Below are 24529 nucleotides of genomic sequence, written 5' to 3'. Positions count from 1 at the left end.
ATGCCTAAAATGAAAACACACAGCAGTTTGAAAGGCCGCTTCAAGATCACGGGAACTGGTAAAGTGACGCGCTACAGCTCGCACCGCAACCACCTTCTCTCGCATAAATCGAAGCGTGCTAAGCGCAACCTGAAAGCCGATCATCTGATGGCTTCCGGCGACGTTAAGCGTCTGGCTCAAGGTCTTAAGCAGCTTAAGTAGTTCTAAACACAATCGACTGGGAGGTCTTTAGATATGGCAAGAGTTAAGGGCGGATTCGTGACGCGTCGTCGTCATAAAAAAGTATTGAAACTGGCAAAAGGTTATTTTGGTTCTAAACACCGCATTTTTAAAACAGCAAAAGAGCAAGTTAACAAATCCTTGATCTATGCTTACCGCGATCGTCGTCAGACGAAGCGCAACTTCCGCAAACTGTGGATCGTTCGTATTAACGCGGCAGCACGCCAAAACGGTCTGTCTTACAGCAAAATGATGCACGGTCTGAAACTGGCTGGTATCGACATGAACCGCAAAATGCTGGCTGATCTGGCTGTGAACGACCTTACGGCGTTCAACTCGCTGGCATCTGCTGCAAAAGAAAAAATCAACGCTTAATTAAAGCGTACGAAAGATCCCCTAAAGGAAATTCCTATTTCCTTTAGGGGATCTTTTTATATCTTTATACTAAGAAGAGAACGATAGAAAGAAAAAAAAGAGGATTTTCACTAAGAATGGCTCTGTTAAAGCTTTTGTATTATTTAACACTTTAAAGCGTTTTAACGATGTATCCTTAAATAAAGAAAGATATTGTTCGTTATTAAGTCACAACGCATGTTACGTCTAAAGATAGTAAGCGGTTACAGTTCAAAAAAAACGAATTTTATTTTTTGAAATCAATGTTTAATAGTAGATTTTGTTTCGTACTGAATGTATAATCTGAAAAGCGAAAGCATCCTGTGCAGAGAGACGTTCAACGTACAGTCAGCGTAGTTTAAACGGCGAACGCTCATCCAATCAGGCAAAGATCCTAAGGGGGAACTATCCAAAATGAAGAAAGCTGTAAAACTCTCGCTTTTCATGCTGTTGGCCTTTTCACTTGTTCTGGCCGCATGCGGCAACAATAACAGCGGCAACTCGGCTTCTACTGGTAGTGAAGGGGAAGGAAGCAAGGCCGGAAGCGACATCAAAATCGGCATGGTTACCGACACTGGCGGCGTAAACGACAAGTCTTTCAACGAAACCTCTTGGGAAGCCCTGCAGGCGCTTAAGGAAGAGCAGGGGATCAAAGTTGAATATCTGCAAAGTACAAGCGAAGCGGATTATCAGCCGAACCTGAACAAATTTGTAAAAGGCGGATATGATCTGACTTGGGGTATTGGTTTCGCATTGGAAAGTGCTCTGGGCGAAATTGCCAAGCAAAATCCTGATTCCAACTTCGCTATTATTGACGCAGCAGTTGACGCTCCGAACGTAGAGTCCGTTCTGTTCTCCGAAAACGAAGGTGCGTTCCTCGTCGGCGTTGTTGCCGGTAAAATGACGAAAACTAATAAAATCGGATTTGTTGGCGGTATGGAATCCCCGACAATCAAGAAGTTCGAAATTGGCTTCAAAGCTGGTATCGAAGCTTCCAACCCGGATGCTGAATTCACAGCCGTATACGCGAGCGGATTCGACAAACCGGATGAAGGTAAAGCAGCGGCATCCACTCTGTACAACGAAGGCGTGGACATCGTGTTCCAAGCTGCCGGTGGTACAGGAAATGGTGTATTCAACGAAGCCAAAGACCGCAAAGGTCAAGGCCAAGAAGTATGGGTTATCGGTGTAGACAAAGACCAATCGCTTGATTTCGGTGATGATATCACATTGACTTCCATGATCAAACGCGTAGACGTTGCGATCAAGACGGTATCTCAGCAGGTAATCGACGGAACGTTCAAGGGCGGCACAACGACTGTCCTGGGACTTAAAGAAGACGGCGTAGGCATTGCTGACACATCCAGCGCTAACGTACCGCAGGAAGTTCTTGACGAAGTCGAGTCTTACAAAGAAAAAATTGTTAGCGGCGAAATCGAAGTTCCTACTGTAAAGTAATCACCTCGTGCCATATCATATTTGTGACAAGGCCGGTTCCTTGAACCGGCCTTGTCGTTACGTTTACCGTTAAATGCAGGACCACTAGCTTGTCTCACTTAAATAGTAGGATTTCGCTTGGCTGAAACGCACACGGTTTAAGTGCGATTCCGTCGGAGACTTCGTACACGGGTTAGGTACGAAATCTCAGACAGGCGAAACCGTTCATCTGATTGAGACAAGCTACCACTACGAAAGATGAAGGGTGATCTCATGGCTGCTGCAGCTCCCGTTGTCGAGTTAAAGCAAATTACGAAGCGTTTTCCCGGAATCGTTGCCAACGATTCAATCAGCATTAAGCTGCATAAAGGCGAGATTCATGCTCTGCTTGGTGAGAATGGTGCAGGCAAATCGACGCTGATGAACATCCTTTTCGGGCTGTATCAGCCTGACGAAGGACATATTGAAATTAATGGACAGTCTGTAGCGATTGACAGTCCAAACAAAGCGATCGATCTCGGAATCGGAATGGTGCACCAGCATTTCAAGTTGGTTCAGCCGTTTACCGTAACCGAAAATATTATTCTCGGTATGGAGCCTTCCAAAGGCGGTGTACAGATTGACTACAAGACAGCTTCGGAAAAAGTTAAGCAGTTGTCCGACCAGTACGGATTCCGTGTTGACCCAAATGCAAAAATCGAGGATATCTCTGTCGGCATGCAGCAGCGTGTCGAAATTCTCAAAACGCTCTATCGCGGTGCGAATATTCTGATTTTTGATGAACCGACTGCTGTATTGACTCCGCAGGAAATATCGGAATTGATCGAAATTATGCGCCGGCTTGTGGCCGAAGGCAAGTCGATTATTCTGATTACCCATAAACTGAAAGAAATTATGTCTGTGTCTGATACGGTAACAATTATTCGTCGGGGCAAAGTGATCGATACAGTCAAAACGAACGAGACCAGTCCCTCCCAGTTGGCCGAGAAAATGGTCGGTCGGAACGTCTCATTTAAGGTGGATAAAACACCGGCGCAGCCGAAAGAGAAGATTATCCAAGTCAATAACGTATCGATCAAAAATAAAGACGGTATATCTCTGCTTGATGGCATGACGTTTGACGTACATGCTGGCGAGATTGTCGGTGTAGCCGGTGTGGACGGCAACGGACAAACGGAAATTATAGAAGCACTGTCGGGTCTGCGGAAGATCGACAGCGGTTCAATCGTGCTGAACGGCAAAGAAATCGGCAGCCATACACCGCGTCAGATTTCTGAAGCAGGCGTGGGACATATTCCGGAAGATCGGCATAAGCACGGTCTTGTATTGGACTTCTCGGTCAGCGAGAACATGGTGCTGGAAAGTTATTACAAGCAGCCTTACACGAAGCGTGGATTCCTGAATTTCCGTGCAATCAACGATCTGGCAAAGCGTTTGGTGGAAAGCTTCGACGTGCGTACGCCGAGCATTCATACAAAAGCCCGTTCGCTGTCCGGAGGCAATCAGCAGAAAGCAATTATTGCCCGTGAAATCAACAAAAATCCGGACTTTCTGATTGCGGCACAGCCGACTCGGGGGCTTGATGTAGGCGCGATTGAGTTCGTTCAGACGCAGTTGATTCGGCAGCGTGATCAGGGTAAAGCGGTTCTGCTCGTTTCGTTCGAACTGGATGAGATTTTGAATGTCTCCGACCGGATCATCGTCGTATACGAAGGCAAAGTTATCGGAGAAGTACGTCCGGAAGAAACAAACGATCAGGAGCTGGGCCTCATGATGGCGGGCAGCCGGCAGGGAGGAATTAAGGCATGAGTAAATTTCTGAAATGGTTTGCGAGCGATTCGTTTGTCGTTTCGCTGGCAGCCATCGTCATGGGTCTTCTGCTGGGCGCAGTTGTAATGCTTACCGGCGGTTATAACCCAATCACTGCATATATGGCTTTGCTAAAAGGAGTCTTCGGTTCTCCTTACGGCTTCGGCGAAGCGCTGCGCGAGATGGCCCCGCTCGTACTCACTGGTCTTGCGGTTGCTTTTGCTTTCCGCGCCGGTATGTTTAACATCGGTGCAGCAGGTCAAGTACTGCTGGGCATGACGGGAGCTTCATTGATCGGGATCAAGCTGACAGGTCTTCCGGCAATCATTCATGCGCCGCTGGCGATCATTGTAGGCGGACTGTTTGGTGGTCTGTGGGCAGCACTTGCCGGCTACATCAAAGCCAAGCGGGGCGTCAACGAAGTTATCACGACAATCATGTTGAACTGGATCGCGTTATTCCTCTGTAACTATATTGTTCGGACATTCCTGCTGCTGCCAGGCAACCAGCGTTCGCTTGATGTGGAGTCTTCGGCCTGGGTTTCTATCGGTTGGCTGTCGGAAATGATGGGCAATGCCCGTGTCCACTGGGGGATTCTGGTTGCTATCTTAGCTTCAATATTCTTCTATTATTTCCTGTGGAAAACGAAACAGGGCTTCGAACTGCGTGCCGTCGGCAGCAATCCGGAGGCCGCTCGTTATGCAGGGATCAATGTTAATAAAAATATTGTTAAAGCCATGTTCATCAGCGGTGTGTTTGCCGGTCTGGCGGGTGCGTTTGAGACATTGGGCGTATTCCATTACCAGAGCGTATATTCTTCACTGCCGGGCTATGGCTTCAACGGGATCGCTGTCGCGCTGCTTGGGATGACGCATCCATTCGGTGTGCTGGCCGGTGCGGGATTGTTCGGTACATTGACTTATGGATCTTCGGAAATGAGTTTTGAGGCGGGCGTACCGTCGGAGATTATCCAGATCGTTATTGGCTCGATCATATTCTTTATCGCGGCTCAAGGAATTGTACGTTATCTCCTTAAACCCGTTTACAAACGTAAGAAAGAGAAGGTGTTGTAAATGATCGATCTTCTTACATTCGGTAATCTGATCAATACGACGCTCGTCTTCTCGACAGCTCTAATTTTTGCCGCGCTGGGCGGACTCTTCTCGGAGCGTTCGGGCGTTGTCAACATCGGACTTGAAGGTTTGATGGTATTCGGAGCGTTCGCAGCAGCGATCGGTACGTATTATGCGGAAGAAGCCGGCATGGGCGGAGCTTCGCCGTGGGTTGGTCTCGTAACCGCGATCGTCGTTGGTGTGCTGGGATCGCTGATTCATGCTGTCGCTACCATTACGTTCAAAGCGGACCAGACGATTAGCGGTGTCGTTATCAACTTCCTGGCGACCGGCATCACTTTGTACTTGGTAAAACTTCTGTTTGAGGGTGCCGGCGAGAGTCCGCTGCTGATGAACCGTCTGGCGAAATTGAGTTTCCCTGATATTGCCGCTATTCCCGTTATCGGACCAATCCTGGGAACCGGTATTCTGAATTCGTACCCAACGACATTCATCGCCATTATTCTCGTATTTGTTACGTACTACGTGCTGTATAAGACTAAATTCGGTCTTCGGATGCGGGCCGTCGGCGAGCATCCGAGTGCAGCAGACACAGTGGGTGTCAATGTCAATCGTATGCGTTATATCGGCGTTATGCTGAGCGGAGCGCTGGCAGGTCTCGGCGGTGCAACTATCACACTGACGACGACAGGGCTGTTCTCGCACACGACGATCTCCGGCCAAGGCTTTATTGCTATTGCCGCTCTGATCTTCGGTAAATGGAATCCGCTCGGTATTTTCGGTGCGGCGCTGTTCTTCGGTTTCGCGCAGGCGATCCGGAACTATGTACAGCTGTTTGAATGGTCGGCCAGCATTCCGCAGGATTTCATTCTGATGCTGCCGTACGTTCTGACCGTTATCGTTCTGGTAGTTGCGGTTGGCAAATCAAGGGCTCCGGCAGCGCTGGGAGAACCTTACGATCCGGGAAAACGCTAAGGGAAGAGTTAAACTTACTTTTGGATTTCCTTCGTTATCCCTGTCTTCCCTACGGCTTCCACTTATATTCCAAAAAGTCAGGAAACTGGCTTGCCAAACCGTTCCTCGATAAAGAGGAACGGTTTTTTTGTCCTCGAATGACGGACAAATTGTACGCCGGAGAAGTATTTTTAAAATCAGTTTTTTAGTTTTTATCGAAAATAGGTGTTGACTTCCCCAAAACTAAAGTCATATAATAACCCTAACATTCAGCACCATACAGCTTGAATAACTGATCGGCTATGAAGAGGACGAAGTTTTAAGGGCTCTTTTGCCAGAGAGCGGGGGAAGCAGTACGCTGGAACCTACCGCCAAAATCCCTTATATACGAGCTCACCTCGGAGCTGTTTCCCTGAACAACGAACGACTTTTCCGGCTGCTGCCGATATGAACTCGTTACGGCCTATTAGGGGGAATCGTGAGGTTCGCGTTATGAACCGCGTATTTGAAATTGGAGGTTTCAATTTCAGATTCGCTTGAGGCTGCACACCGTAAGGTGTGAGCAAATTTGGGTGGTACCACGTGAGGCTTATAACCTTTCGTCCCTCGAAGCAGAAAATCTGCTTTGCGGGACGGAAGGTTTTTTGGTTTATAAGAAGGACTCGATTCCGTAGCCTTTATGCGAAAGAGCGTGAAAACACCGCTCGAAAGGCCTGTTACAATCCGATGATGTGAGATTGATGTAATCTTTGGAAGGGGGAATAACGATGAGCGCACAAATGCCAGAAGCGAGATCGACAGAGGAATTGAAAGAAAAATGGGTGGATAAGCAGGAAGTCCTGACGGGTTCGGATATTCTGCTCCGCAGTTTGGTGCTGGAAGGTGTCAAATGCGTATTCGGTTATCCCGGTGGAGCGGTACTGTATATCTACGACGCTATGTACGGCTTCAAAGATTTCCATCATCTGCTGACCCGGCACGAGCAGGGAGCTATTCATGCAGCGGACGGATACGCTCGAGCATCCGGCGAAGTAGGCGTGTGCATTGCTACTTCGGGACCGGGAGCGACCAACCTGGTGACAGGCATTGCGACTGCCTACATGGACTCGACACCACTTGTTGTCATTACCGGCAACGTCGCTTCAACGCTGATCGGAACCGACGCTTTCCAAGAAGCGGACATTACCGGTATTACGATGCCGATTACGAAGCACAGTTATCTGGTACGAAGTGTCGACGAACTTCCACGCATCATTCATGAAGCTTTTCATATCGCGAATACGGGCCGTAAAGGTCCTGTACTGATCGATATACCCAAAGACGTATCGGCGGCAATGACCCTGTTCCAGCCTCATACAGAGCCGGTTGCACTGAGAGGTTACAATCCGCGGATGACACCGAACAAGCTGCAGGTTGAACGTCTGGGTGAAGCCATCTCGAAAGCGGAGCGTCCGCTCATTCTGGCAGGTGGCGGAGTCGTATATTCCGGAGGACATGAAGCGCTGCTGGAATTGGTCGAGAAGACCGGGATACCGATCACGACAACGCTGCTGGGACTCGGAGGTTTTCCAAGCGGAAACGAGCATTGGTTGGGGATGCCGGGCATGCATGGAACATTCGCTTCGAACATGGCGATTCAAGAAACGGATCTGCTGATCAGCATTGGTGCCCGCTTCGACGATCGGGTAACGGGCAAGCTAAACGGATTTGCGCCGAAAGCGAAAATCGCGCATATCGATATTGACCCAGCCGAAATCGGCAAGAACGTCAAAACGGATATTCCAATCGTCGGCGATGTAAAAACGGTGTTGGAACTGCTCAATAAGTCGGTTAAACGGGCCGAATTGGCGGACGAGTGGAGAGCGAAGCTTCAACAGTGGAAAGCGGAGAAGCCGTTCCGTTATAAAGACGATTACAAAGAAGACGAGATCGGTCTGAAGCCGCAGTGGGTAGTAGAACTGCTGAACGAAACGACAAATGGTGAAGCGATCGTGACGACGGATGTCGGACAGCATCAAATGTGGGCGGCTCAGTATTACAGATTCAATAATCCGCGTTCATGGATTACTTCCGGAGGTCTGGGCACGATGGGCTTCGGCCTTCCATCCGCAATCGGCGCGCAGATGGCGCAGCCGGAACGATTGGTTATCTCGATCAACGGTGATGGCGGCGTGCAGATGTGTTCTCAGGAACTGGCGGTTTGCGCCATTAACAACATCCCAGTCAAAGTCGTTATTTTGAACAATCAGGTGCTTGGCATGGTTCGCCAGTGGCAGGAACTGATCTACGAGAATCGTTACAGCCATATCGATCTGTCGGGCAGCCCGGACTTTGTCAAACTGGCGGAAGCTTACGGGGTCAAAGGACTGCGGGCATCGACTAAGGAAGAAGCACGCAAAGTCTGGCAGGAAGCGCTGGATACTCCGGGACCGGTCGTGATCGACTTCGTTGTCGAGAAAGGCGAGAACGTGTATCCGATGGTGCAGCAGGGCAAGACGCTGGATCAAATGCTGATGGGGGACGAATGACCATGACGAATACGATGCAGACCAAACATACCATAGCTATACTCGTAAACGACCAGCCGGGCGTGCTGCAGCGTGTATCCGGATTGTTCGGCCGGAGAGGCTTCAACATTGAGAGCATTACGGTAGGCCAATCGGAAGAGCAGGGGCTCTCCCGAATGGTCATCGTAAGCATCGGCGATGACAAGACGATCGAGCAGATCGAGAAGCAGCTGTACAAAATTATCGACGTAATCAAGGTAGTTGACCTCAGCGCCAATCCAATGGTCAGCCGGGAATTGGCTTTGATCAAAGTGAAGTCCGAACCGGTTACACGGCCGGAAATTATGGGATTGGTTGAAACTTTCCGCGCAGCTGTAGTCGACATCGGTACTCACAGTCTGACGGTACAGGTTGTTGGAGATACCGAGAAGATTGACGCGATGATCGAGCTTCTAAGTCCTTACGGTATCCGCGAATTATCGCGTACCGGAGTAACCGCGATGGTGCGGGGCAACGCCTAATCGAATCTTGCTGCATTGAAACTGTAATAGAATAAATAACGCACATACGGATTGACGAGTAAACGTACGGACTCGGGAAAAGTTGGCAGCGCCCACGAATCCCGAAGGTCCGTGTACATTCGCCCGAACGGGCGGGGAGCTGAACGGAGCCGGCTCTGAAAATCAGAATTGCAAGCTCCGGCAGATTTCCGGTTCCGCTGAGCTACCCGCTTGTTTGGGCAGGGTTGAGGCTTTATACACAAAGGAGGAAACAAGAATGGCAATTACGACTTATTATGAAAACGATGCAGACCTGAGCGTGATTCAAGGAAAAACGATCGCAATTATCGGCTACGGAAGCCAGGGACATGCGCATGCGCAGAACCTGCGCGACAGCGGACTGCAGGTAGTTGTCGGTCTTCGCGAAGGCAAATCGGCGAATAAGGCAAAAGAAGACGGGTTCGAAGTGCTGTCGGTTGCTGATGCGACCAAGCGCGCCGATATCGTACAAATCCTCATGCCGGACGAAACGCAAGCCTCCGTGTATAAAAGCGAAATCGAACCGAACCTCAAATCCGATGCGACTCTGTTGTTCGCACACGGCTTCAACGTTCACTTTGGTCAGATCGTCGCTAAAGAAGGCAACGACGTACTGCTGGTCGCTCCGAAATCGCCAGGTCACATGGTCCGCAGAACTTATGAAGAAGGCTTCGGCGTACCGGGTCTGATCGCAATCCACCAAGATGCTACCGGCAAAGCGAAAGACATCGGTCTGGCTTATGCAAAAGGTATCGGCTGTACTCGTGCAGGCGTTATTGAGACTTCGTTCCGTGAAGAAACGGAAACCGATCTGTTCGGCGAGCAGGCTGTGCTGTGCGGCGGTGTGAGTGCTCTGGTCAAAGCCGGATTTGAAACGCTGACGGAAGCCGGATATGCACCGGAAATGGCTTACTTCGAGTGCCTGCACGAGCTGAAGCTGATTGTCGACCTGATGTATGAAGGTGGTCTGTCGACAATGCGCGATTCCATCAGCAACACAGCGGAATACGGCGACTATGTAACGGGTCCCCGCATCGTAACGGAAGATACGAAGAAAGCGATGAAAGAAGTGCTGTCGGATATCCAACAAGGTAAATTCGCACGCGATTTCATGTTGGAGAACCAATCCGGACGCGCGTTCCTGACCGCTACCCGCCGCAACGAGTCCGAGCATCAGCTTGAAGTTGTCGGATCGCAGCTGCGCGAAATGATGCATTGGATCAAAAAATAAGTATTGAAAGCCCAGGCTGTGTTTGAGTGCACACCATAGGGACGGGGCTATCCCGCACCGCAGCATGCTGCATGCGGGACGGCCCCTTTTCATATTCATTTGAACAGAATGAAGGAGGCCAAACCGTGCGAAAAATTTATGTCTTTGATACGACTCTGCGCGATGGCGAGCAGTCGCCGGGCGTCAACCTGAATACGCGGGAAAAGGTCGAAATCGCGCATCAGCTGGAGAAGCTGGGCGTCGACCGCATGGAAGCAGGATTCCCTGCTGCTTCGCCGGGCGATCTGGCCGCGGTAAATGCAGTAGCACGGGCAGTCAAAAATGTCAGTGTTATCGGACTTGCCCGATCGCGGGAAAATGATATTGATGCGGTGCGCGAAGCGTTGAAAGGCGCTGCCGACCCTTGTCTGCATGTGTTCCTGGCAACATCGCCGATCCACCGAAAATACAAGTTGAAAATGGAGAAGCACCAAGTGCTGGAAGCGGCCCAGTCCGCGATCCGTTATGCCAAAAAGTATTTCTCCAAGATTGAATTTTCGCTGGAGGATGCAGGCCGGACTGAAGCGGATTTTCGTGCTGAAGTTGTGGCGATGGCGGTGCGCGAAGGTGCATATGTCGTCAATATCCCCGATACGGTCGGCTATCTCAATCCCGAAGAATACGGTGCGATATTCCGTCATCTCAAAGAAAATGTGCCGGATATTGAGAAAGTACAGCTCAGCGCGCACTGTCACGACGATCTTGGCATGGCCACGGCCAATGCACTGGCGGCCATTTTGAATGGAGCGGACCAGATCGAAGGTACGATCAACGGAATCGGGGAACGCGCCGGTAATACCGCGATCGAGGAAGTTGCAATGGCATTGGAGACGCGCGCTGACTACTTCGGAGCGAAGACCGGGTTGACACTGAGCGAAATCGCCAGAACAAGCCGGCTTGTCAGCAAGCTGACCGGCATGAGCGTGCCGGGCAATAAGGCGATCGTCGGCGCCAATGCTTTTGCGCATGAGTCGGGGATCCACCAGGACGGGATGCTTAAGGAAAAGACGACATACGAAATTATGTCGCCGGAGACGGTTGGCTATAAAGAAAGCAAGCTCGTACTCGGCAAGCACTCCGGCCGACATGCCTTCCGCGAGCAGCTGCTTGAAATGGGATACATGCTGGAAGAGGAGCAGTTGAACGAAGCATTCGCCAGATTCAAAGATCTGGCGGACAAGAAAAAAGAAATTACCGACGACGATCTGCTGGCGCTGCTCGAAGAGCGGCTGGCGGATGCACCGGAGCAATATGTATTGGAATCGCTTAGTTTCTCGTTTGCGACCGAAGCGGCTCCGACGGCGAAAGTTACAGTTTCCGCAGCCGGTGAAGGCAGCCGTACGGCGGAGTCCGGCGGTAACGGTACGGTCGATTCGATCTATAATGCTATCGATCAGGCCGTTGGCGAAGAAGTGACTTTGGTCGATTACGCGATCCAGGCCGTTACGCTTGGCAAGGATGCGCTTGGCGAAGTGCATGTGACGCTTCGTCAGAACGAAACGGAAGTACGCGGCCGAGGCGTCAGCACCGACGTGCTTGAAGCCAGTGCCCGTGCTTACATCGACGCGCTCAATCGTTTGGCAGAGAAACGCCGTCTTCCCGGCAGCCGCAAGGGAGCCGAGAAGGTCTGGTAAACTGGTAGATCTGGTAGAATAAGAATAGAGATAACAAAAAGAACGAGCCCCGGAAGAAATCCGCTGGTTCGTTCTTTTGTTATCTTATACAGAAAAGCAAGCGTTTCACCGTGTTAAAGTTCAACCCGCTGATACTCGATATTTGGTTTACCAATATGAATCAACATCAAATGTTTGATCTACCAGGCATAAGCATTCGGGGCAGAACCGCCTGGTCCCGGGAAGATCTCGTCCAGACGCTTGAGCGAGGATTCGTCCAACTTAAGGTCGACGATCCGCAGCGCATCCTGAAGCTGCTCCAGTGTACGCGGTCCGATAATCGGCGCGGTAACCGCAGGGTTGGACAGCAGCCATGCGAGCGCCACCGTATCCTGTGCTTCGCCGAGTTCCCCGCACAGTTCCGCAAACTGCTCAAGCTGTGCTTTATGCTGTTCAACCCGTTCGGCATTGCCGCCGCTGCGAGATCCTTCAATCTTTTTCAGCGCATTGCGTCCGAGCAGTCCGCCGTCGAGCGGGCTCCATGGAATCACGCCAAGGCCGAGTGCCTGTGAAGCCGGCAGCACTTCAAGTTCAGGCTGACGGGTCAGCAGGCTGTATTTATGCTGCTCGGAGACGAGGCCGACAATGCCGCGTTTCTCCGCTTCCTTTTGAGCGACAGCAATGTCCCATCCCGCAAAGTTACTGGAGCCGACATAGCCAATCTTGCCTTGGACGACAGCGACTTCAAAGGCATTCCAGAGCTCGTCCCAACCGACGTTTCGATCAATATGGTGCATTTGGTACAATTCGACGTAATCGGTCTGTAGACGCTTGAGCGAGCCTTCGAGGTGACGACGGATCTTGTAGGCGGACAGTCCGCGATCTCCGTTCGGTCCGTCGTTTTCATCGCCCATACCGCCGTATACTTTGGTTGCCAGCACGACTTTCTCGCGGCGTCCGCCACCCTGCTTGAACCAGCGTCCGATGATTTCTTCAGTCAATCCCGCTTGATCCTTGCCTCCGTAAACGTTTGCAGTATCGAAAAAGTTGATTCCGGCATCAAGTGCTTCATCCATGATGCGGAAAGCGTCCTGCTCGCTGGTCTGGTTTCCAAAATTCATCGTTCCCAGACAAATTCTGCTGACTTTCAATCCCGATTTTCCCAAATACGTGTACTCCATCTTGTTCGCTCAGCTCCTTAAAGGGGATGGTTTTGCGAATCTTCTTCTTCTCTAGTGTAACAACCGTTCGATAAGGAAGCAAATTTCATTAAGAAAGAGAAGCGTTATAGAGGTGATAAGTGCATACGGTGAATATTATCTTATAGGGAAAACCTATGGAACTGATAGCTTCTATATCTTGGTCAATTCCTGAGTGGGTATGTTACTGTTTTTAAATAGAAGATTCAAGCCGGAACGGCAGCGGAAAACAATTGTTATGTCGACCGGAATTCTACGGAGAATAGGGAGTGCGACAGATGGCTGAGACGAAAAAAATCGCAGTAATCGCAGGAGACGGAATCGGACCGGAAGTAGTAGCGGAAGCGGAAAAAGTGCTGCAAAAAGTCGGAGAAGTATTCGGCTATTCGTTCGAAACGGAGCATGCGCTGTTCGGTGGCATTGCAATCGATGAGAAAGGTACACCGCTGCCGGCCGAAACGCTTGAGGTGTGCAAACGGGCAGATGCTGTACTGCTCGGTGCGGTTGGCGGCCCAAAATGGGACAACAATTCGAAAGAACTGCGTCCTGAAACAGGTCTGCTCGGCATTCGCAAAGAGCTGGGTCTATTCTCCAATCTGCGTCCGGCTGTTGTCTTCGACTGCTTGAAAGACGCTTCGACACTGAAGCCGGAAGTATTGGAAGGTACCGATCTGATGGTCGTGCGGGAACTGACCGGAGGGATCTACTTCGGCGAAAAGTTCCGGCGTGAGACAGAGTATGGCGAGGAAGCGGTGGATACCTGCGCTTATAATGTCACTGAAGTGGAGCGCATTGCGCGTCAAGCATTCGATATCGCGATGAAACGTCGAAAGAAGCTGGCTTCTGTGGATAAGGCGAACGTATTGGAAACATCCCGTCTCTGGAGAGAAACTGTGATTCGGGTGTCGGCGGATTATCCGGAAGTCGAACTGGAACATGTATTGGTCGACAACTGCGCTATGCAGCTGCTGCGCCGACCTTCCAGTTTTGACGTTATCGTAACGGAGAATATGTTTGGCGATATTTTGAGTGACGAAGCGGCGATGCTGACCGGATCGATTGGGATGCTGGCTTCCGCTTCTCTCGGTGAAGGCAGCTACGGTCTTTACGAGCCGGTACACGGCTCCGCACCTGACATTGCCGGACAAGGACTGGCCAACCCAATCGCAACCATTTTGTCGACTGCATTGATGCTGCGTATCAGTTTCGGTTACGGTGAAGCAGCGGATGCGATCGAACGAGCCGTGGCTGAGGTGCTTGATGCCGGACATCGGACGAGCGACATTGCCGCAGGACGTGTCGAAGCGCTGTCCACGAAGCAGATGGGCGAGCTAATTCTCAAAGCTATTCGCAAATGATAATGATTATAAAAGAACAAGCGTTATAATCTTGACTTTGAAAAATCCCGGTGATAACATATTGACATTGGGTTTTATGTTTCAGAATATTCAGAAAACACTCATCACCGGGTGTCATTTTGAAGGAGGATTTTACTAACATGGCAGAACGTTTGGTAGGTAAACCGGCTCCGGCTTTTACAATGGAAACAGTATCCGGGGACGGACAAGATTTCGGTAAGGTATCCCTCGAAGATTACCGCGGTAAATGGCTGGTATTCTTCTTCTATCCGCTCGATTTCACATTTGTGTGCCCGACTGAAATCACGGCATTGAGCGACGCTTATGGTGACTTCCAGACGCTTGACACTGAAGTTCTCGGTGTCAGCATCGACTCCGTACACAGCCACAAAGCATGGATCGCAGCTCCAACGGAAATCGGTGGTCTGGGCAAGATCAACTTCCCGCTCGCATCCGACATTACGAAAAAAGTTGCAAGCGACTACGGCGTTCTGATCGAAGACGAAGGTGTGGCCCTGCGCGGTCTGTTCATCATCGATCCGGAAGGCGAACTGAAGTACCAGGTTGTTAACCATAACGATGTGGGCCGCAGTGTAGAAGAAACGCTGCGTGTGCTTCAAGCCCTGCAATCGGGCGGTCTGTGCCCAATGAACTGGAAACCGGGCGACCAGAACCTGCAAGGTTAAGGTCGAAGCCGCACATCGGCATCTTTGCCGATATGCCGACGGTTCATAAGTAAAGCCTTCTTTCCGGAAAATACCGGAAAGAAGGCTTTTTTGCACCTTTTGCAGCTGGCATATCAGGGATTTACATGCTAATATGGGGCTGAACCGAACGTGAATGTTCAAAGCGTGGAAATTGGGTTGATAGATATAATATGATTAGAAATAGATGAAGGAGTGTGAACGGCCATGAGTTTCTGCTGCGGAGCCAGTATGATCGGAACGAAGGGGACGCTGAAGCATTATCGGACGCAAGTTCATAACGTTCCTCTGTTATATTGTCCGGTATGTCAACGGATTGAAGTTCATTATAAAGTGGAAAGCGAGTATGAAATTCTGGCCGAATACGCGCATGGAGATGGCGAAGCAGAGATCAACTTCCAGGATTACGTTTTGGAGGACGAAGCGGAGATGTTTGCCAACTGCGTCAGCTTGGAAAGCGAAGACAAGCTTGAATCGGTCCGAAATCAGATCGATATGTCGCTTGACCTGCTCGGTGTTGCCAAAGGCATGGGCGACAAGCGCTGGCAGGTTGATCTGAAACGTCGCCTTGCGGTAATGAGTCAAAAGCTAGAGAAACTGCAGCATAGTAAACGCTGATCGGTCTCTAATCAGGATTGAAGAAACTGCTGACAATGATGAATTTCCTATACCAACCGGAAGTGATCTTTCCCGATCCTTCCGGTTTTATTTGTGTTTTTAAGATCAAGACGATTGGCGAAGGCTGTTTCTGCCAACTTATATCGCTAAATATTTACACAAAATACTAGATATTTATAAATGAAGAAACGCTTAAACATATTTAGCGTATTACCCCTATAGAAAGTCCATGTTTGGAAAAGAGTATCAGGTTTGCTAGAATAAAATGAGGAAAAAATAGGAAGAATAAGCTGAAGCTTCGGTACATATCTGGAACTTGTCATTTTCGAATTGTAAGGAAGCCTATGCAAAGACGGAGGAATATTCATGAGAAGAGTACAAGAACTGGCCGCCGAACTCAAACAAAACATCGGGAAAATTATTGTAGGCAAAGACGAAGAAGTTGATCTGCTGCTGACTGCACTGCTCGCTTCGGGACATGTACTGCTCGAAGATGTGCCGGGAACAGGCAAGACGATGCTGGCCAAGAGTCTGGCCGCTTCGCTCAGCTTGACCTTCCAGCGTATCCAGTTTACGCCGGACCTGCTGCCATCGGACTTAACGGGTATCCATTTCTATAATCAAAAAGATGGCGAGTTTCATTTCCGTCCCGGTCCGCTGTTTGCGCGTATCGTGCTGGCCGACGAAATCAACCGGGCTACTCCCCGCACTCAATCCAGTCTGCTCGAATGCATGGAAGAACGCCAGATCAGCGTAGACGGACAGACGATGAAGTTGGAACAGCCTTTTATGGTGCTGGCTACCCAGAATCCCGTCGACAATCAAGGAACGTTCCCGCTGCCGGAAGCGCAGATGGACCGTTTCATGATTCGGATGAAGCTGGGTTATCCTTCGGCGCCGGAAGGGCGGGAGATTCTGCGGCGGACCATGCAGGCCGAAGGCATTTCGGCAGAGACAACGACGGCGACAGCCACTGCGCAGCAAGTGCTTGAAGCGCAGCGCCAGTGCCGCCAAGTGACGATTGCCGATGATCTGCTGGATTATATTGTGGCGCTTGCAGAGGCATCGAGAAGCCATCCGGAACTTGCGCTCGGTATCAGCCCGCGGGGCACTCAGTCGCTGCTGCGAGCCTGTCAGGCTTACGCAGCGCTCAAGGGCCGGGATTATGTACTGCCCGACGATATCAAAACGCTGCTCGTTCCGGTCTGTGCGCACCGCCTGGTACTGAACAACCGCTATGATCTGCAGGACAATCCTGCGGAACGCATCTTGGCGGAGCTGACGGATCGAATCCCGGTTCCAAGCGAAGAGGGACTGGAAAGCGAAGTGAGATAGATGGCGCTGCTCGGATTTCTGATTATGGTCTCGCTGATTGTGATCGTGCAGGGCTGGCTGTTAGGGAGGCCAGCCTTGGCACGGCTCGATTACAAGCGCGATTTCAGTAAATATGCCTGTCGTGCAGGTGAACGGATTGAGATGGTTGAGACCATTTCCAACCGTAAGCCGCTGCCTGTTCCTTGGTTAAGACTGGAGTCCATGCTGCCCTCGGCATTGTCTTTTGCCCGAAGTGCCGAGACCAACGTCAGTGAAGGTAATATTTATCAAAATCATACGAGCTTGTTTACGCTGCCGCCTCGAACCAGAATTACGCGAACGCATCGGATCACATGCCGGGAACGAGGGATCTATCCAATTGAATCGGCTACAATGACAGGTGGCGATTTATTTGGAATGTATGCGCCTTCAAAAAGGATTGACCTTCGCAGCAGAATAGTCATCTATCCCCGATTGCTGGGAGACGGAGAACTGCCGATATCATGGAAGACATGGCAGGGAGAACTGTCGGTGCGCCGCTGGATCGTAGAGGATCCTTTTCTGATGACAGGAGTACGCGAATATGCGCAGGGCGATCCGATGAACCGGATTCATTGGAAAGCCAGTGCGCGCACAGGTCAGCTTCAGGTACACAAGAGCGGATATTCGGCCGATCCCCGAGTCATGATTCTGTTGAACATCGAAGACTCGGAAACGATGTGGAGTGTTGTAACCCGCCCAGGACTGATCGAGCGGCAGCTGTCATTGGCGGCGACCTGTGCGGCTTCGCTGATCGGCCAGGGGATGGCTGCTGGGTTTGCACATAATGGAGATTCTCAGCTTGGCGAAGACGGATACCGACTGGAAACGGATTACGGACCGGTGCACCTCAACAGGATGATGGAGACGATGGCTGCGCTTGAAATGAAATCACGCCAACCCTTCTCTGATCTGCTGCTGCTGGAAACACGTCGTGAGGCTAGCGAGCCGATCGACTATTTGATCATTACGGCTCACCGTTCGGCCAAGCTGGAGGAAGCGATCGCTGCACTGGAAGCGCTCGGTCATCGGGTAGGTGTGACAGGATTTTCGGCCGATGGAACCCATACTGCAGCTTCCGGCACCCGTTCGTCACAGAACCGTGAAGCGCCGCGCAAAGAGGAGGCCGTATTATGAAAACGATGGAGAAAGAGCCGATTCGACCGCCTATGCTGCAGGGTTTGGGCCGTCCGGCTGCCTATTCGCTTCTTGAAACACTGTCTGTTTATTCAGCTGTCGTTCTGCTGGCGCATTACATACTGCAGCTGCCGGATCTGCTGCTGCTATTCCCTCTATTTGTTCTGCATGCGGCTGCCAGTCTGATAGGCCTGCGGCAGGCACAAAGGCGCATGGGCTCTTGGCCGACGCTGCTGCCCTTCGCATTCGGAATTCTAATTGCGCTGTTGATCCCGGCCGGTCTGCTGATTCGGGGAGCCGCAGCTGCAGCCCTACTGCTTGCTGCTCTCCGAGGACTGCTGACCGGCCGCAGACAGCTGTGGGACAATATGCAGCTTCGAATTCCGCTCAGCGGGCTGGGTGCCATGCTTATTCTGTACGTAGTCGCCGGACGAACAGCCGAGCTTTCCACTTATCGGCCGTTCTTGTATATGATCGCCGTGCTGCTGCTGGCGCTTACTCTACTGCTGATCAACGGCGATCGGGTACGAAATGCCGCGGGTCAGGAGACGTCATCGCTTGGTGGGGTTCTGATGATGAACCGACGGTTGACTTGGATGGTGGCACTGCTTGTCGTTGTAGTCGGTATTATTGGAGGGCCGACAGGCATACTGGGAGCTATTCGGGAATGGTGGCTGTCCATCTTCTCAAATACGGGGGGGCAGCCGATTCCGGAAATTCCAAACATGCCAGCTGTCGATTACTCGGCGATTCAGGCTCTCGGTGAAGAGGGAGGAGAAACGCCGCTCTGGTTGAAAAGGGTCGGACTTATCCTGCAAATCTTGTTTACGCTGGTTATAGCCTCCGTGATTCTCTGGCTGCTGTACCGTCTATTCGGCCGCTGGCTGCCAAACGGTCTTCGCAATCTGATTCGAAAGATCGCGACCAGATTAGGACTTATGCGAGAGATTCGCGCTTCGCAAGAGGGTAAGGATTACACGGATCGGGCGGAGAAGTTGACCGCCGAGCAGGCAGGAACGAAAAAGCGCCGCTTCCGCCCTTTTCGCCGCGCAGCGGAATATACCGGTGAAGATCCGAAGCTTCGTTATCGCAGCATCATTCTTCATGCGGCCCGGCGGGGCTTTCTCTTCAAAGCCAGCCGTACGCCGGCGGAGAATGGCCGCGAATTGTCCGGAGGCCGTTATACGGAGCTCTCTTCCGCGGAATTGGAGAAGTTGGTGGAACGTTATAACGATGCACGCTACCGCAGCGGAAAAGAGAAGGAGCGCGAATAACGCTTCTCTTTTTTTTCTATTTAAATTCTTATCACTTATAATGGAGGAATAAGGAATATTAGGATGCACGTCCTCTTGAAGAAAGAAGGGATGAATTTGGCTTTATTTTGGATGATTTTTACGGGCATTCTGTTGGCTGTGCTGCAGGCGCAGCTGATCGGGCGTTTCGCGCTGCGGGGAGTTCGCTACAGCAGACGATTTGACCGGGAAAGATGTCACGCCGGAGAAGATCTGGAGCTGATCGAAGTGATCGAGAACGATAAAAAGCTGCCAATCCCTTGGCTGCGGTTGGAATCTGAATTCCCTTCCGTATTTCGTTTTCGCGGTCAGAAGTCTGTAAAAATGGCAGTGGGCAGCGTTTATCAGACGCATACAAGCGGCTTTGCACTGATGCCCCGGCGGCGAGTAACACGAAGACATTTTATAACCTGCGAAGGACGCGGCATATTCAAGCTGTCTACCGTGTTTATGACCGCTGGCGATCTGCTCGGCTTCATGGAACGCTCGCGTTCCGAACACGTCGGAAGTCCGTTAATCGTTTATCCCAAGCTGCTGGACCAAGCTCGTATGCCGTACGAGTGGAGAAGCTGGCAGGGTGAGTTTGCCGTACGGCGCTGGATTATGGATGATCCCTTTATGATCGAAGGTTCGCGCGAATATGCGCCTGGCGATCCCATGAACCGGATCGATTGGAAAGCCAGTGCCCGAACCGGAGGACTTCAAGTGTACCGGCAGGGACATTCTGCCGATCCGTACGTCATGATCGTGCTTGATATCGGACAGGTCGTTGTCGGCCTTCAGGGCGGTGGTGGAGAAGCCGAAGCGGAACACGTAATTAGCTTGGCCGCTACCTGTGCTTCCCAGTTAATTGCAGACGGGGTGCCGGTAGGCTTTACGCATAATGCGCATACGCTGTCTGCACAGCGGATTCCTCCGGGCGGAGGCTCGGCTCATCATCAGCTTCTTATGGAAGCAATGGCCGGAATACGGCTCCATAAACGCAGAAGTCTGGCCGACTGTCTGATCGCCGAGACGGAAGAGCGGGGCGTATCACGGGATTACATCGTCATTACATCTGCGGATTCCACGGAGATTCGCCAAGCGTCCAAGCGGTTGGAGCGCCTTGGGCACAAAGTGGTTACAATTAATCCTGTAGAAGCGGCAGCTCCGCCTCGCGCTCGCGAAGCGAAAGACTCTGTATACTCGGCTTTACGGAAGGAGGCCGGCGCATGAAAAAGATACTGACGAATTCGCTGGCTGTGGCACTCGGCCAAACGGCACTTTTTTACCCCGTGCTGCTCCTTATATCTATGTACATATTGGATGTTTCGCCATTCATTATTACAGCATTTTTCGGACTGAGCGTATTTGCAGGAAGCATCGCCGGTCAACGCTTGTCGAAAGAAAAAGCGCATCTGGCTGCAGTGATCTTTCCCGCTCTGTTGGCTGTGCTTATGGCTGTGCTTGTATCTATGGATGGACGGATTATCTTTCTGCTCGCGCTGCTGATCGCTGCAGGCACAAGAGGCGTATATCAGATGATCCGGGCTTCGGAGGGACGCTGGGAAACGCTGCTTGTCGGCTGTTCTCTGATTGGTGCTTTCGCATTGTACACGTGGGCACTGAAGCCAGGCATTCTTCAACCTTATGCATTCTCAGTCTATGCGGCGGGTACAGCCACTTTGGCGGTTCTGCTGCTCCGCAGGAATACGAAAAAAGTGCGGGAAGCTCTAGGACTGTCGGACAGCGAAGAAATTCCTTCAGGCCGACTGCTGATGATAAACCGCGGCTTTATGGCAGTTCTACTGACGGTAATTATAATCATTGGCGGCGTAACCCAGTTTTCTGTCGTTCTAGAATGGCTGTATCGCCTCTGGCAGCAGATTCTCGGCTTTGACTTTGACAGCGGGACACTGCCGTCAGAGCCGCCTCCGGAGTCGTCTGGGCTTTCAGAGGCCTATATCATTCCCGAAGAGGGTGAAGACGATCAAGGAGAAGCCGGGTGGGAGCGCTGGGTCATTTGGGGAGTTGCCGGCATTTTCTCGCTTGCTGCTGCAACTGCCATTTTTATGCTGCTAAGATGGCTGTATGCCATATTGTTTGAACGCTTCCCGGCTTGGCTGAAACGTTTGTTGGCCAATTGGCGCATTGCGGCGCGTCCTCTGCAGCAGCCCGAACAGATCGCTTATGCGGATACGACTGAGAAACTGGATGTCGGGGCACGGAAAAAGGTGCGACGGACCACCAGTAAGAGCCTCGAACCACCTGAAGGCCCGAGAAGAGCTTATTTTCGACTGGTTCGCGAAGCGGGAAAACGAGGTTACCAGTTCAAGCCCGGACTTACACCTGCTGAAACGGGACGTGATATTGCCGATAGTCCGTTTGCTCAGGAGCCGGACAGCCAACAATTGGATAAGCTGATTGAACAGTACAATGAAACGCGTTATAGCGGCCAAGCAAAGGAGAGGAACGGGGATCGTCGGCGAAACACAGTATAGCCACAAAGTTCATCCACTTGAAGCCTAAAGTGTTCCCCAAAAATCAAACAAAGCTCCGGAATTCGACTTATTCGAACATCCGGGGCTTTTTGCCGAATATGCAGAACATGAGATGCAGGACAGCCGTAATGCTCTGCCAGTTTTCTGTGATAATATTGTTGTACGGTAGGAAGCTTTTTCTTTCTTTATGAATGAAATTAGAAGAAATTTGACCGATTAGCTGTAGAACGGGCAGGAGTTGGCCGGGAAGAGTAGAATTTAACAACGAAGACGATACAAATTTGACCAGACGACATCCCAGCAGGACGGAAGTGAATGAATGAAAACGACTTCGGCGATTCGCCAATTGACCTTTTGTATCTTTTCCGTCTGTGCCCTTTGGCTTGTATGCCAAGCAATCGAATATATGATTAATACCGCAGGTGCCGATCGTCCGTGGCCTTACGCTTTAATGCTGCTGACCGCCTGCTTCTCCGTTACAGCTTGTCTAACGGTCTATTTTCATGTGACTCCGCTGTTTGAGCACAAAATCGGCAGCTACAGCAAGCGTATGGTCAGATTGATGGGGGCCGTAGGATCGGTCGAGATTTTCTACGTATGGACTAAGCTGTATCCCCTGTTTACATCAGCTCCGGAATTGGGCCGAGCGGATAGCGAATGGCTGTTGTCACTGTCTGCGCTCATATATGCGACAGGTCTGCTGCTGCTGTTCGCTCTGCCTGACCGACCGAGCCGCCTTCCGGTACGCCTGTTATATTTCGGACTGCCGCTTTTGACTGCCGCCGCAGCGGGTCTATTGTTTTTGGCTCGCGATCAATTGAAGCCTGGCAGAACCGAGACTATCGATCTGACGCTGGCTGTTTTAGCGCTTGCCGCAGTTTTAATCGCAGCGGGAAGATTATACATATGTTATCGTAAAAAAAGGGTTAAAGTGCTCTGGATTGCGGTACAGTCCTTGAGCATTTTTGGGGTGAGTCAGATTTTGCTGCTTCAGACCGGAGATTCCTCGAATGGTCCTCTGCTAGTCGTTTCGGCACTGCATGCGCTGGCTTACAGCATTTTTGTGAGTCAGGGAATCCGACTATCGATCTCAGAGCCGCTGCGGGAAAGACGCGAAGCGGAGGAACGAATCGAGTTTCTCGCTTATAACGACGATTTGACCGGTCTGCCCAACCGCCGCAGCCTGCATATTCGTTTGAACTCCCATTTGGCAGAGTCAAGCAGCAGCCAAACGTCGATTATGGTTCTGAACATTAACCGTTTTAAGACGATCAACGATTCGCTGGGATACGAAGCCGGCGATCGGCTGCTCGGTATCGTTTCGGAAATGCTGGGGCATCATATAGAGGGGCCGGAGGAAGTGTTTCGTACCGGAGGGGACGAATTTGCTGTTGTGCTGCCGCTGAGCGGACGTGAAGAGACGATGCGGCGTGCCCGCGCTCTGCTGAACCAATTCGAATGCCCGGTCAACGTAGGCGGAATAGAATACTACGTAGCCCTGTCGGTCGGAATTGCTGTTTATCCCGAAGACGGACATGCAGCGGACGCTCTGCTGCAGAGTGCGGATGCGGCCGTACATCTGGCCAAAGAGCAGGGAACCGAAATCAAATGTTTCTGCGAAGGAATAACGACAGCAGCTCGCGAGAAACTTCTGCTGGAAAGCGATCTGCGCAAAGGATTGGAGCGGAAAGAATTTTACCTAGAATATCAGCCGAAAATGTCAGTGGAGCACGGCCACATCTTGGGCATGGAAGCTCTTGTCCGCTGGAACCATCCGCAGCGAGGCGTTGTTCCGCCTAATGATTTTATTCCGTTGGCGGAAGAAAGCGGCCTTATTGTACCTCTGGGCGAATGGGTCCTTCAAGAAGCCTGCAGGCAGAACAAAGAATGGCAGAATCAAGGTTACCAATCGCTCTGTGTATCGGTTAACCTGTCGATTCGGCAGTTCCGCCAGCCGGGGCTGGCCGACCAAATTGAACGTATGCTCAAATGGATTGGTCTTGATCCGCAATATGTGGAACTGGAGATTACCGAGAGTATGACCGAGGATAAGAATGCGGCCTTTGAACAGTTGAAACGCTTCAAACAGCTGGGCCTGCATATCAGCATCGACGATTTCGGAACAGGATACAGCTCGCTGCATTATTTGAAAAACATGCCGATTGATCGTCTGAAAATCGACCGTTCGTTCGTTAGCGAAGTGATGAGCGGCGAGAGCGATGCGGCGATCGTGTCGACCATTGCTTCGATGGCACATCATCTGAAGCTGAAGGTTACGGCCGAAGGGGTAGAGAACAAAGAGCAGCTCGAGTTTCTTCGCCTTCAAAACTGTCATGAAGCGCAGGGGTTTCTGTTCAGCCGTCCGGTACCGGCAAAGCTTTTCGAACAGTTGTTTTTGAGGCAGAAGCAGTTAGGGTAGACTCTTGGCAAGCTATAAACATTGCTGTATATGTAAAAGTATTTTGCCGTTTTTATTCGGTAAAATACTTTTTTTAAAATAAAGCTTGCAATTAAGTTCAGGGCATGGTATATTATTTCTTGTCCTCAAGAGGACGCAGCAGCCAAAAGGCAATA

General features: G+C 51.0%; 20 protein-coding genes. 19 read left to right on the top strand and 1 reads right to left on the bottom strand.

Annotated features, from left to right (window positions below; translation table 11 throughout):
• From rpmI to F456_RS0102560, 10 genes are all read left to right on the top strand, one after another.
• Positions 1–201, top strand: coding sequence for a 50S ribosomal protein L35 (gene rpmI / locus F456_RS0102605; protein WP_018975446.1), 201 nt, complete (start codon positions 1–3; stop codon positions 199–201).
• A 33-nt stretch (positions 202–234) separates the two neighbouring features.
• Entirely contained in the window at positions 235–594 is a 360-nt protein-coding gene (gene rplT / locus F456_RS0102600; RefSeq protein WP_018975445.1) for a 50S ribosomal protein L20, read from the top strand.
• Between the two features lie 432 nt (positions 595–1026).
• Positions 1027–2070, top strand: a complete 1044-nt coding sequence (locus F456_RS0102595) for a BMP family lipoprotein (protein ID WP_018975444.1) — start codon at positions 1027–1029, stop codon at positions 2068–2070.
• 252 nt (positions 2071–2322) lie between these two features.
• Positions 2323–3858, top strand: coding sequence for an ABC transporter ATP-binding protein (locus F456_RS0102590; RefSeq protein WP_018975443.1), 1536 nt, complete (start codon positions 2323–2325; stop codon positions 3856–3858).
• Positions 3855–4931 (top strand): ABC transporter permease, encoded by a 1077-nt coding sequence (locus F456_RS24640; RefSeq protein ID WP_018975442.1) that lies wholly within the window; start codon positions 3855–3857, stop codon positions 4929–4931. The genes F456_RS0102590 and F456_RS24640 overlap by 4 nt, the downstream gene beginning before the upstream one ends.
• Positions 4932–4934: 3 nt before the next feature.
• On the top strand, positions 4935–5906 hold the full coding sequence (locus F456_RS24635) for an ABC transporter permease (RefSeq protein ID WP_026293602.1): 972 nt from the start codon (positions 4935–4937) through the stop codon (positions 5904–5906).
• A gap of 746 nt (positions 5907–6652) precedes the next feature.
• The gene (gene ilvB, locus F456_RS0102575; RefSeq protein ID WP_018975440.1) at positions 6653–8413 is read left to right on the top strand and encodes a biosynthetic-type acetolactate synthase large subunit; all 1761 of its coding nucleotides are present in this window, start codon (positions 6653–6655) and stop codon (positions 8411–8413) included.
• A gap of 14 nt (positions 8414–8427) precedes the next feature.
• Positions 8428–8913 carry an acetolactate synthase small subunit gene (ilvN, locus tag F456_RS0102570; protein ID WP_026293601.1) on the top strand — a complete coding sequence of 162 codons (486 nt, stop codon included), beginning with the start codon at positions 8428–8430 and terminating at the stop codon, positions 8911–8913.
• Between the two features lie 256 nt (positions 8914–9169).
• Positions 9170–10162 (top strand): ketol-acid reductoisomerase, encoded by a 993-nt coding sequence (gene ilvC, locus F456_RS0102565; protein ID WP_018975438.1) that lies wholly within the window; start codon positions 9170–9172, stop codon positions 10160–10162.
• Positions 10163–10287: 125 nt separating this feature from the next.
• The gene (locus tag F456_RS0102560; protein WP_018975437.1) at positions 10288–11835 is read left to right on the top strand and encodes a 2-isopropylmalate synthase; all 1548 of its coding nucleotides are present in this window, start codon (positions 10288–10290) and stop codon (positions 11833–11835) included.
• Positions 11836–12014: 179 nt separating this feature from the next.
• Here F456_RS0102560 and F456_RS0102555 read toward each other — a convergent pair whose 3' ends face one another.
• Positions 12015–12995, bottom strand: a complete 981-nt coding sequence (locus F456_RS0102555) for an aldo/keto reductase (RefSeq protein WP_018975436.1) — start codon at positions 12993–12995, stop codon at positions 12015–12017.
• A gap of 296 nt (positions 12996–13291) precedes the next feature.
• Here F456_RS0102555 and leuB point away from each other — a divergent pair, with 296 nt between their 5' ends.
• The 9 genes from leuB to F456_RS23410 all read left to right on the top strand — a co-directional run bounded on the left by leuB (position 13292) and on the right by F456_RS23410 (position 24374).
• Positions 13292–14371 (top strand): 3-isopropylmalate dehydrogenase, encoded by a 1080-nt coding sequence (gene leuB / locus F456_RS0102550; RefSeq protein ID WP_018975435.1) that lies wholly within the window; start codon positions 13292–13294, stop codon positions 14369–14371.
• Positions 14372–14511: 140 nt separating this feature from the next.
• Entirely contained in the window at positions 14512–15057 is a 546-nt protein-coding gene (locus tag F456_RS0102545) for a peroxiredoxin (protein ID WP_018975434.1), read from the top strand.
• 225 nt (positions 15058–15282) lie between these two features.
• On the top strand, positions 15283–15693 hold the full coding sequence (locus F456_RS0102540) for a hypothetical protein (protein ID WP_018975433.1): 411 nt from the start codon (positions 15283–15285) through the stop codon (positions 15691–15693).
• A gap of 366 nt (positions 15694–16059) precedes the next feature.
• Positions 16060–17028, top strand: coding sequence for an AAA family ATPase (locus F456_RS0102535; RefSeq protein ID WP_018975432.1), 969 nt, complete (start codon positions 16060–16062; stop codon positions 17026–17028).
• On the top strand, positions 17029–18183 hold the full coding sequence (locus F456_RS0102530) for a DUF58 domain-containing protein (RefSeq protein WP_018975431.1): 1155 nt from the start codon (positions 17029–17031) through the stop codon (positions 18181–18183).
• A complete protein-coding gene (locus F456_RS0102525) occupies positions 18180–19457 on the top strand; it encodes a DUF4129 domain-containing protein (RefSeq protein WP_018975430.1) in 1278 nt (425 codons plus the stop codon). The genes F456_RS0102530 and F456_RS0102525 overlap by 4 nt, the downstream gene beginning before the upstream one ends.
• 96 nt (positions 19458–19553) lie before the next feature.
• Positions 19554–20690: a DUF58 domain-containing protein gene (locus F456_RS21635; protein ID WP_169577826.1), complete on the top strand. Its 1137-nt coding sequence runs from the start codon at positions 19554–19556 to the stop codon at positions 20688–20690.
• Entirely contained in the window at positions 20687–21955 is a 1269-nt protein-coding gene (locus F456_RS0102515; protein ID WP_018975428.1) for a DUF4129 domain-containing protein, read from the top strand. Before F456_RS21635 ends, F456_RS0102515 begins: the two co-directional genes overlap by 4 nt.
• 319 nt (positions 21956–22274) lie before the next feature.
• The gene (locus F456_RS23410; RefSeq protein WP_018975427.1) at positions 22275–24374 is read left to right on the top strand and encodes a putative bifunctional diguanylate cyclase/phosphodiesterase; all 2100 of its coding nucleotides are present in this window, start codon (positions 22275–22277) and stop codon (positions 24372–24374) included.
• Positions 24375–24529 lie beyond the last annotated feature (155 nt).

It is taken from the genome of Saccharibacillus kuerlensis DSM 22868 (genome assembly GCF_000378145.1).
GTDB lineage: Bacteria > Bacillota > Bacilli > Paenibacillales > Paenibacillaceae > Saccharibacillus > Saccharibacillus kuerlensis.
The sequence above is the reverse complement of the archived record's forward strand: the minus strand, read 5'-3'. Positions and strand labels throughout refer to the sequence as shown.

Coding starts and splice junctions, on each gene's coding strand:
- ilvN (WP_026293601.1), top strand. CDS start 8,428: ATGCAGACCAAACATACCATAGCTATACTCGTAAACGACCAGCCGGGC.
- ilvC (WP_018975438.1), top strand. CDS start 9,170: ATGGCAATTACGACTTATTATGAAAACGATGCAGACCTGAGCGTGATT.
- rpmI (WP_018975446.1), top strand. CDS start 1: ATGCCTAAAATGAAAACACACAGCAGTTTGAAAGGCCGCTTCAAGATC.
- F456_RS23410 (WP_018975427.1), top strand. CDS start 22,275: ATGAAAACGACTTCGGCGATTCGCCAATTGACCTTTTGTATCTTTTCC.
- F456_RS0102535 (WP_018975432.1), top strand. CDS start 16,060: ATGAGAAGAGTACAAGAACTGGCCGCCGAACTCAAACAAAACATCGGG.
- F456_RS0102590 (WP_018975443.1), top strand. CDS start 2,323: ATGGCTGCTGCAGCTCCCGTTGTCGAGTTAAAGCAAATTACGAAGCGT.
- F456_RS0102525 (WP_018975430.1), top strand. CDS start 18,180: ATGAAAACGATGGAGAAAGAGCCGATTCGACCGCCTATGCTGCAGGGT.
- ilvB (WP_018975440.1), top strand. CDS start 6,653: ATGAGCGCACAAATGCCAGAAGCGAGATCGACAGAGGAATTGAAAGAA.
- F456_RS0102515 (WP_018975428.1), top strand. CDS start 20,687: ATGAAAAAGATACTGACGAATTCGCTGGCTGTGGCACTCGGCCAAACG.
- F456_RS0102595 (WP_018975444.1), top strand. CDS start 1,027: ATGAAGAAAGCTGTAAAACTCTCGCTTTTCATGCTGTTGGCCTTTTCA.
- F456_RS0102530 (WP_018975431.1), top strand. CDS start 17,029: ATGGCGCTGCTCGGATTTCTGATTATGGTCTCGCTGATTGTGATCGTG.
- F456_RS0102555 (WP_018975436.1), bottom strand. CDS start 12,995: ATGGAGTACACGTATTTGGGAAAATCGGGATTGAAAGTCAGCAGAATT.
- leuB (WP_018975435.1), top strand. CDS start 13,292: ATGGCTGAGACGAAAAAAATCGCAGTAATCGCAGGAGACGGAATCGGA.
- F456_RS0102540 (WP_018975433.1), top strand. CDS start 15,283: ATGAGTTTCTGCTGCGGAGCCAGTATGATCGGAACGAAGGGGACGCTG.
- rplT (WP_018975445.1), top strand. CDS start 235: ATGGCAAGAGTTAAGGGCGGATTCGTGACGCGTCGTCGTCATAAAAAA.
- F456_RS24640 (WP_018975442.1), top strand. CDS start 3,855: ATGAGTAAATTTCTGAAATGGTTTGCGAGCGATTCGTTTGTCGTTTCG.
- F456_RS0102545 (WP_018975434.1), top strand. CDS start 14,512: ATGGCAGAACGTTTGGTAGGTAAACCGGCTCCGGCTTTTACAATGGAA.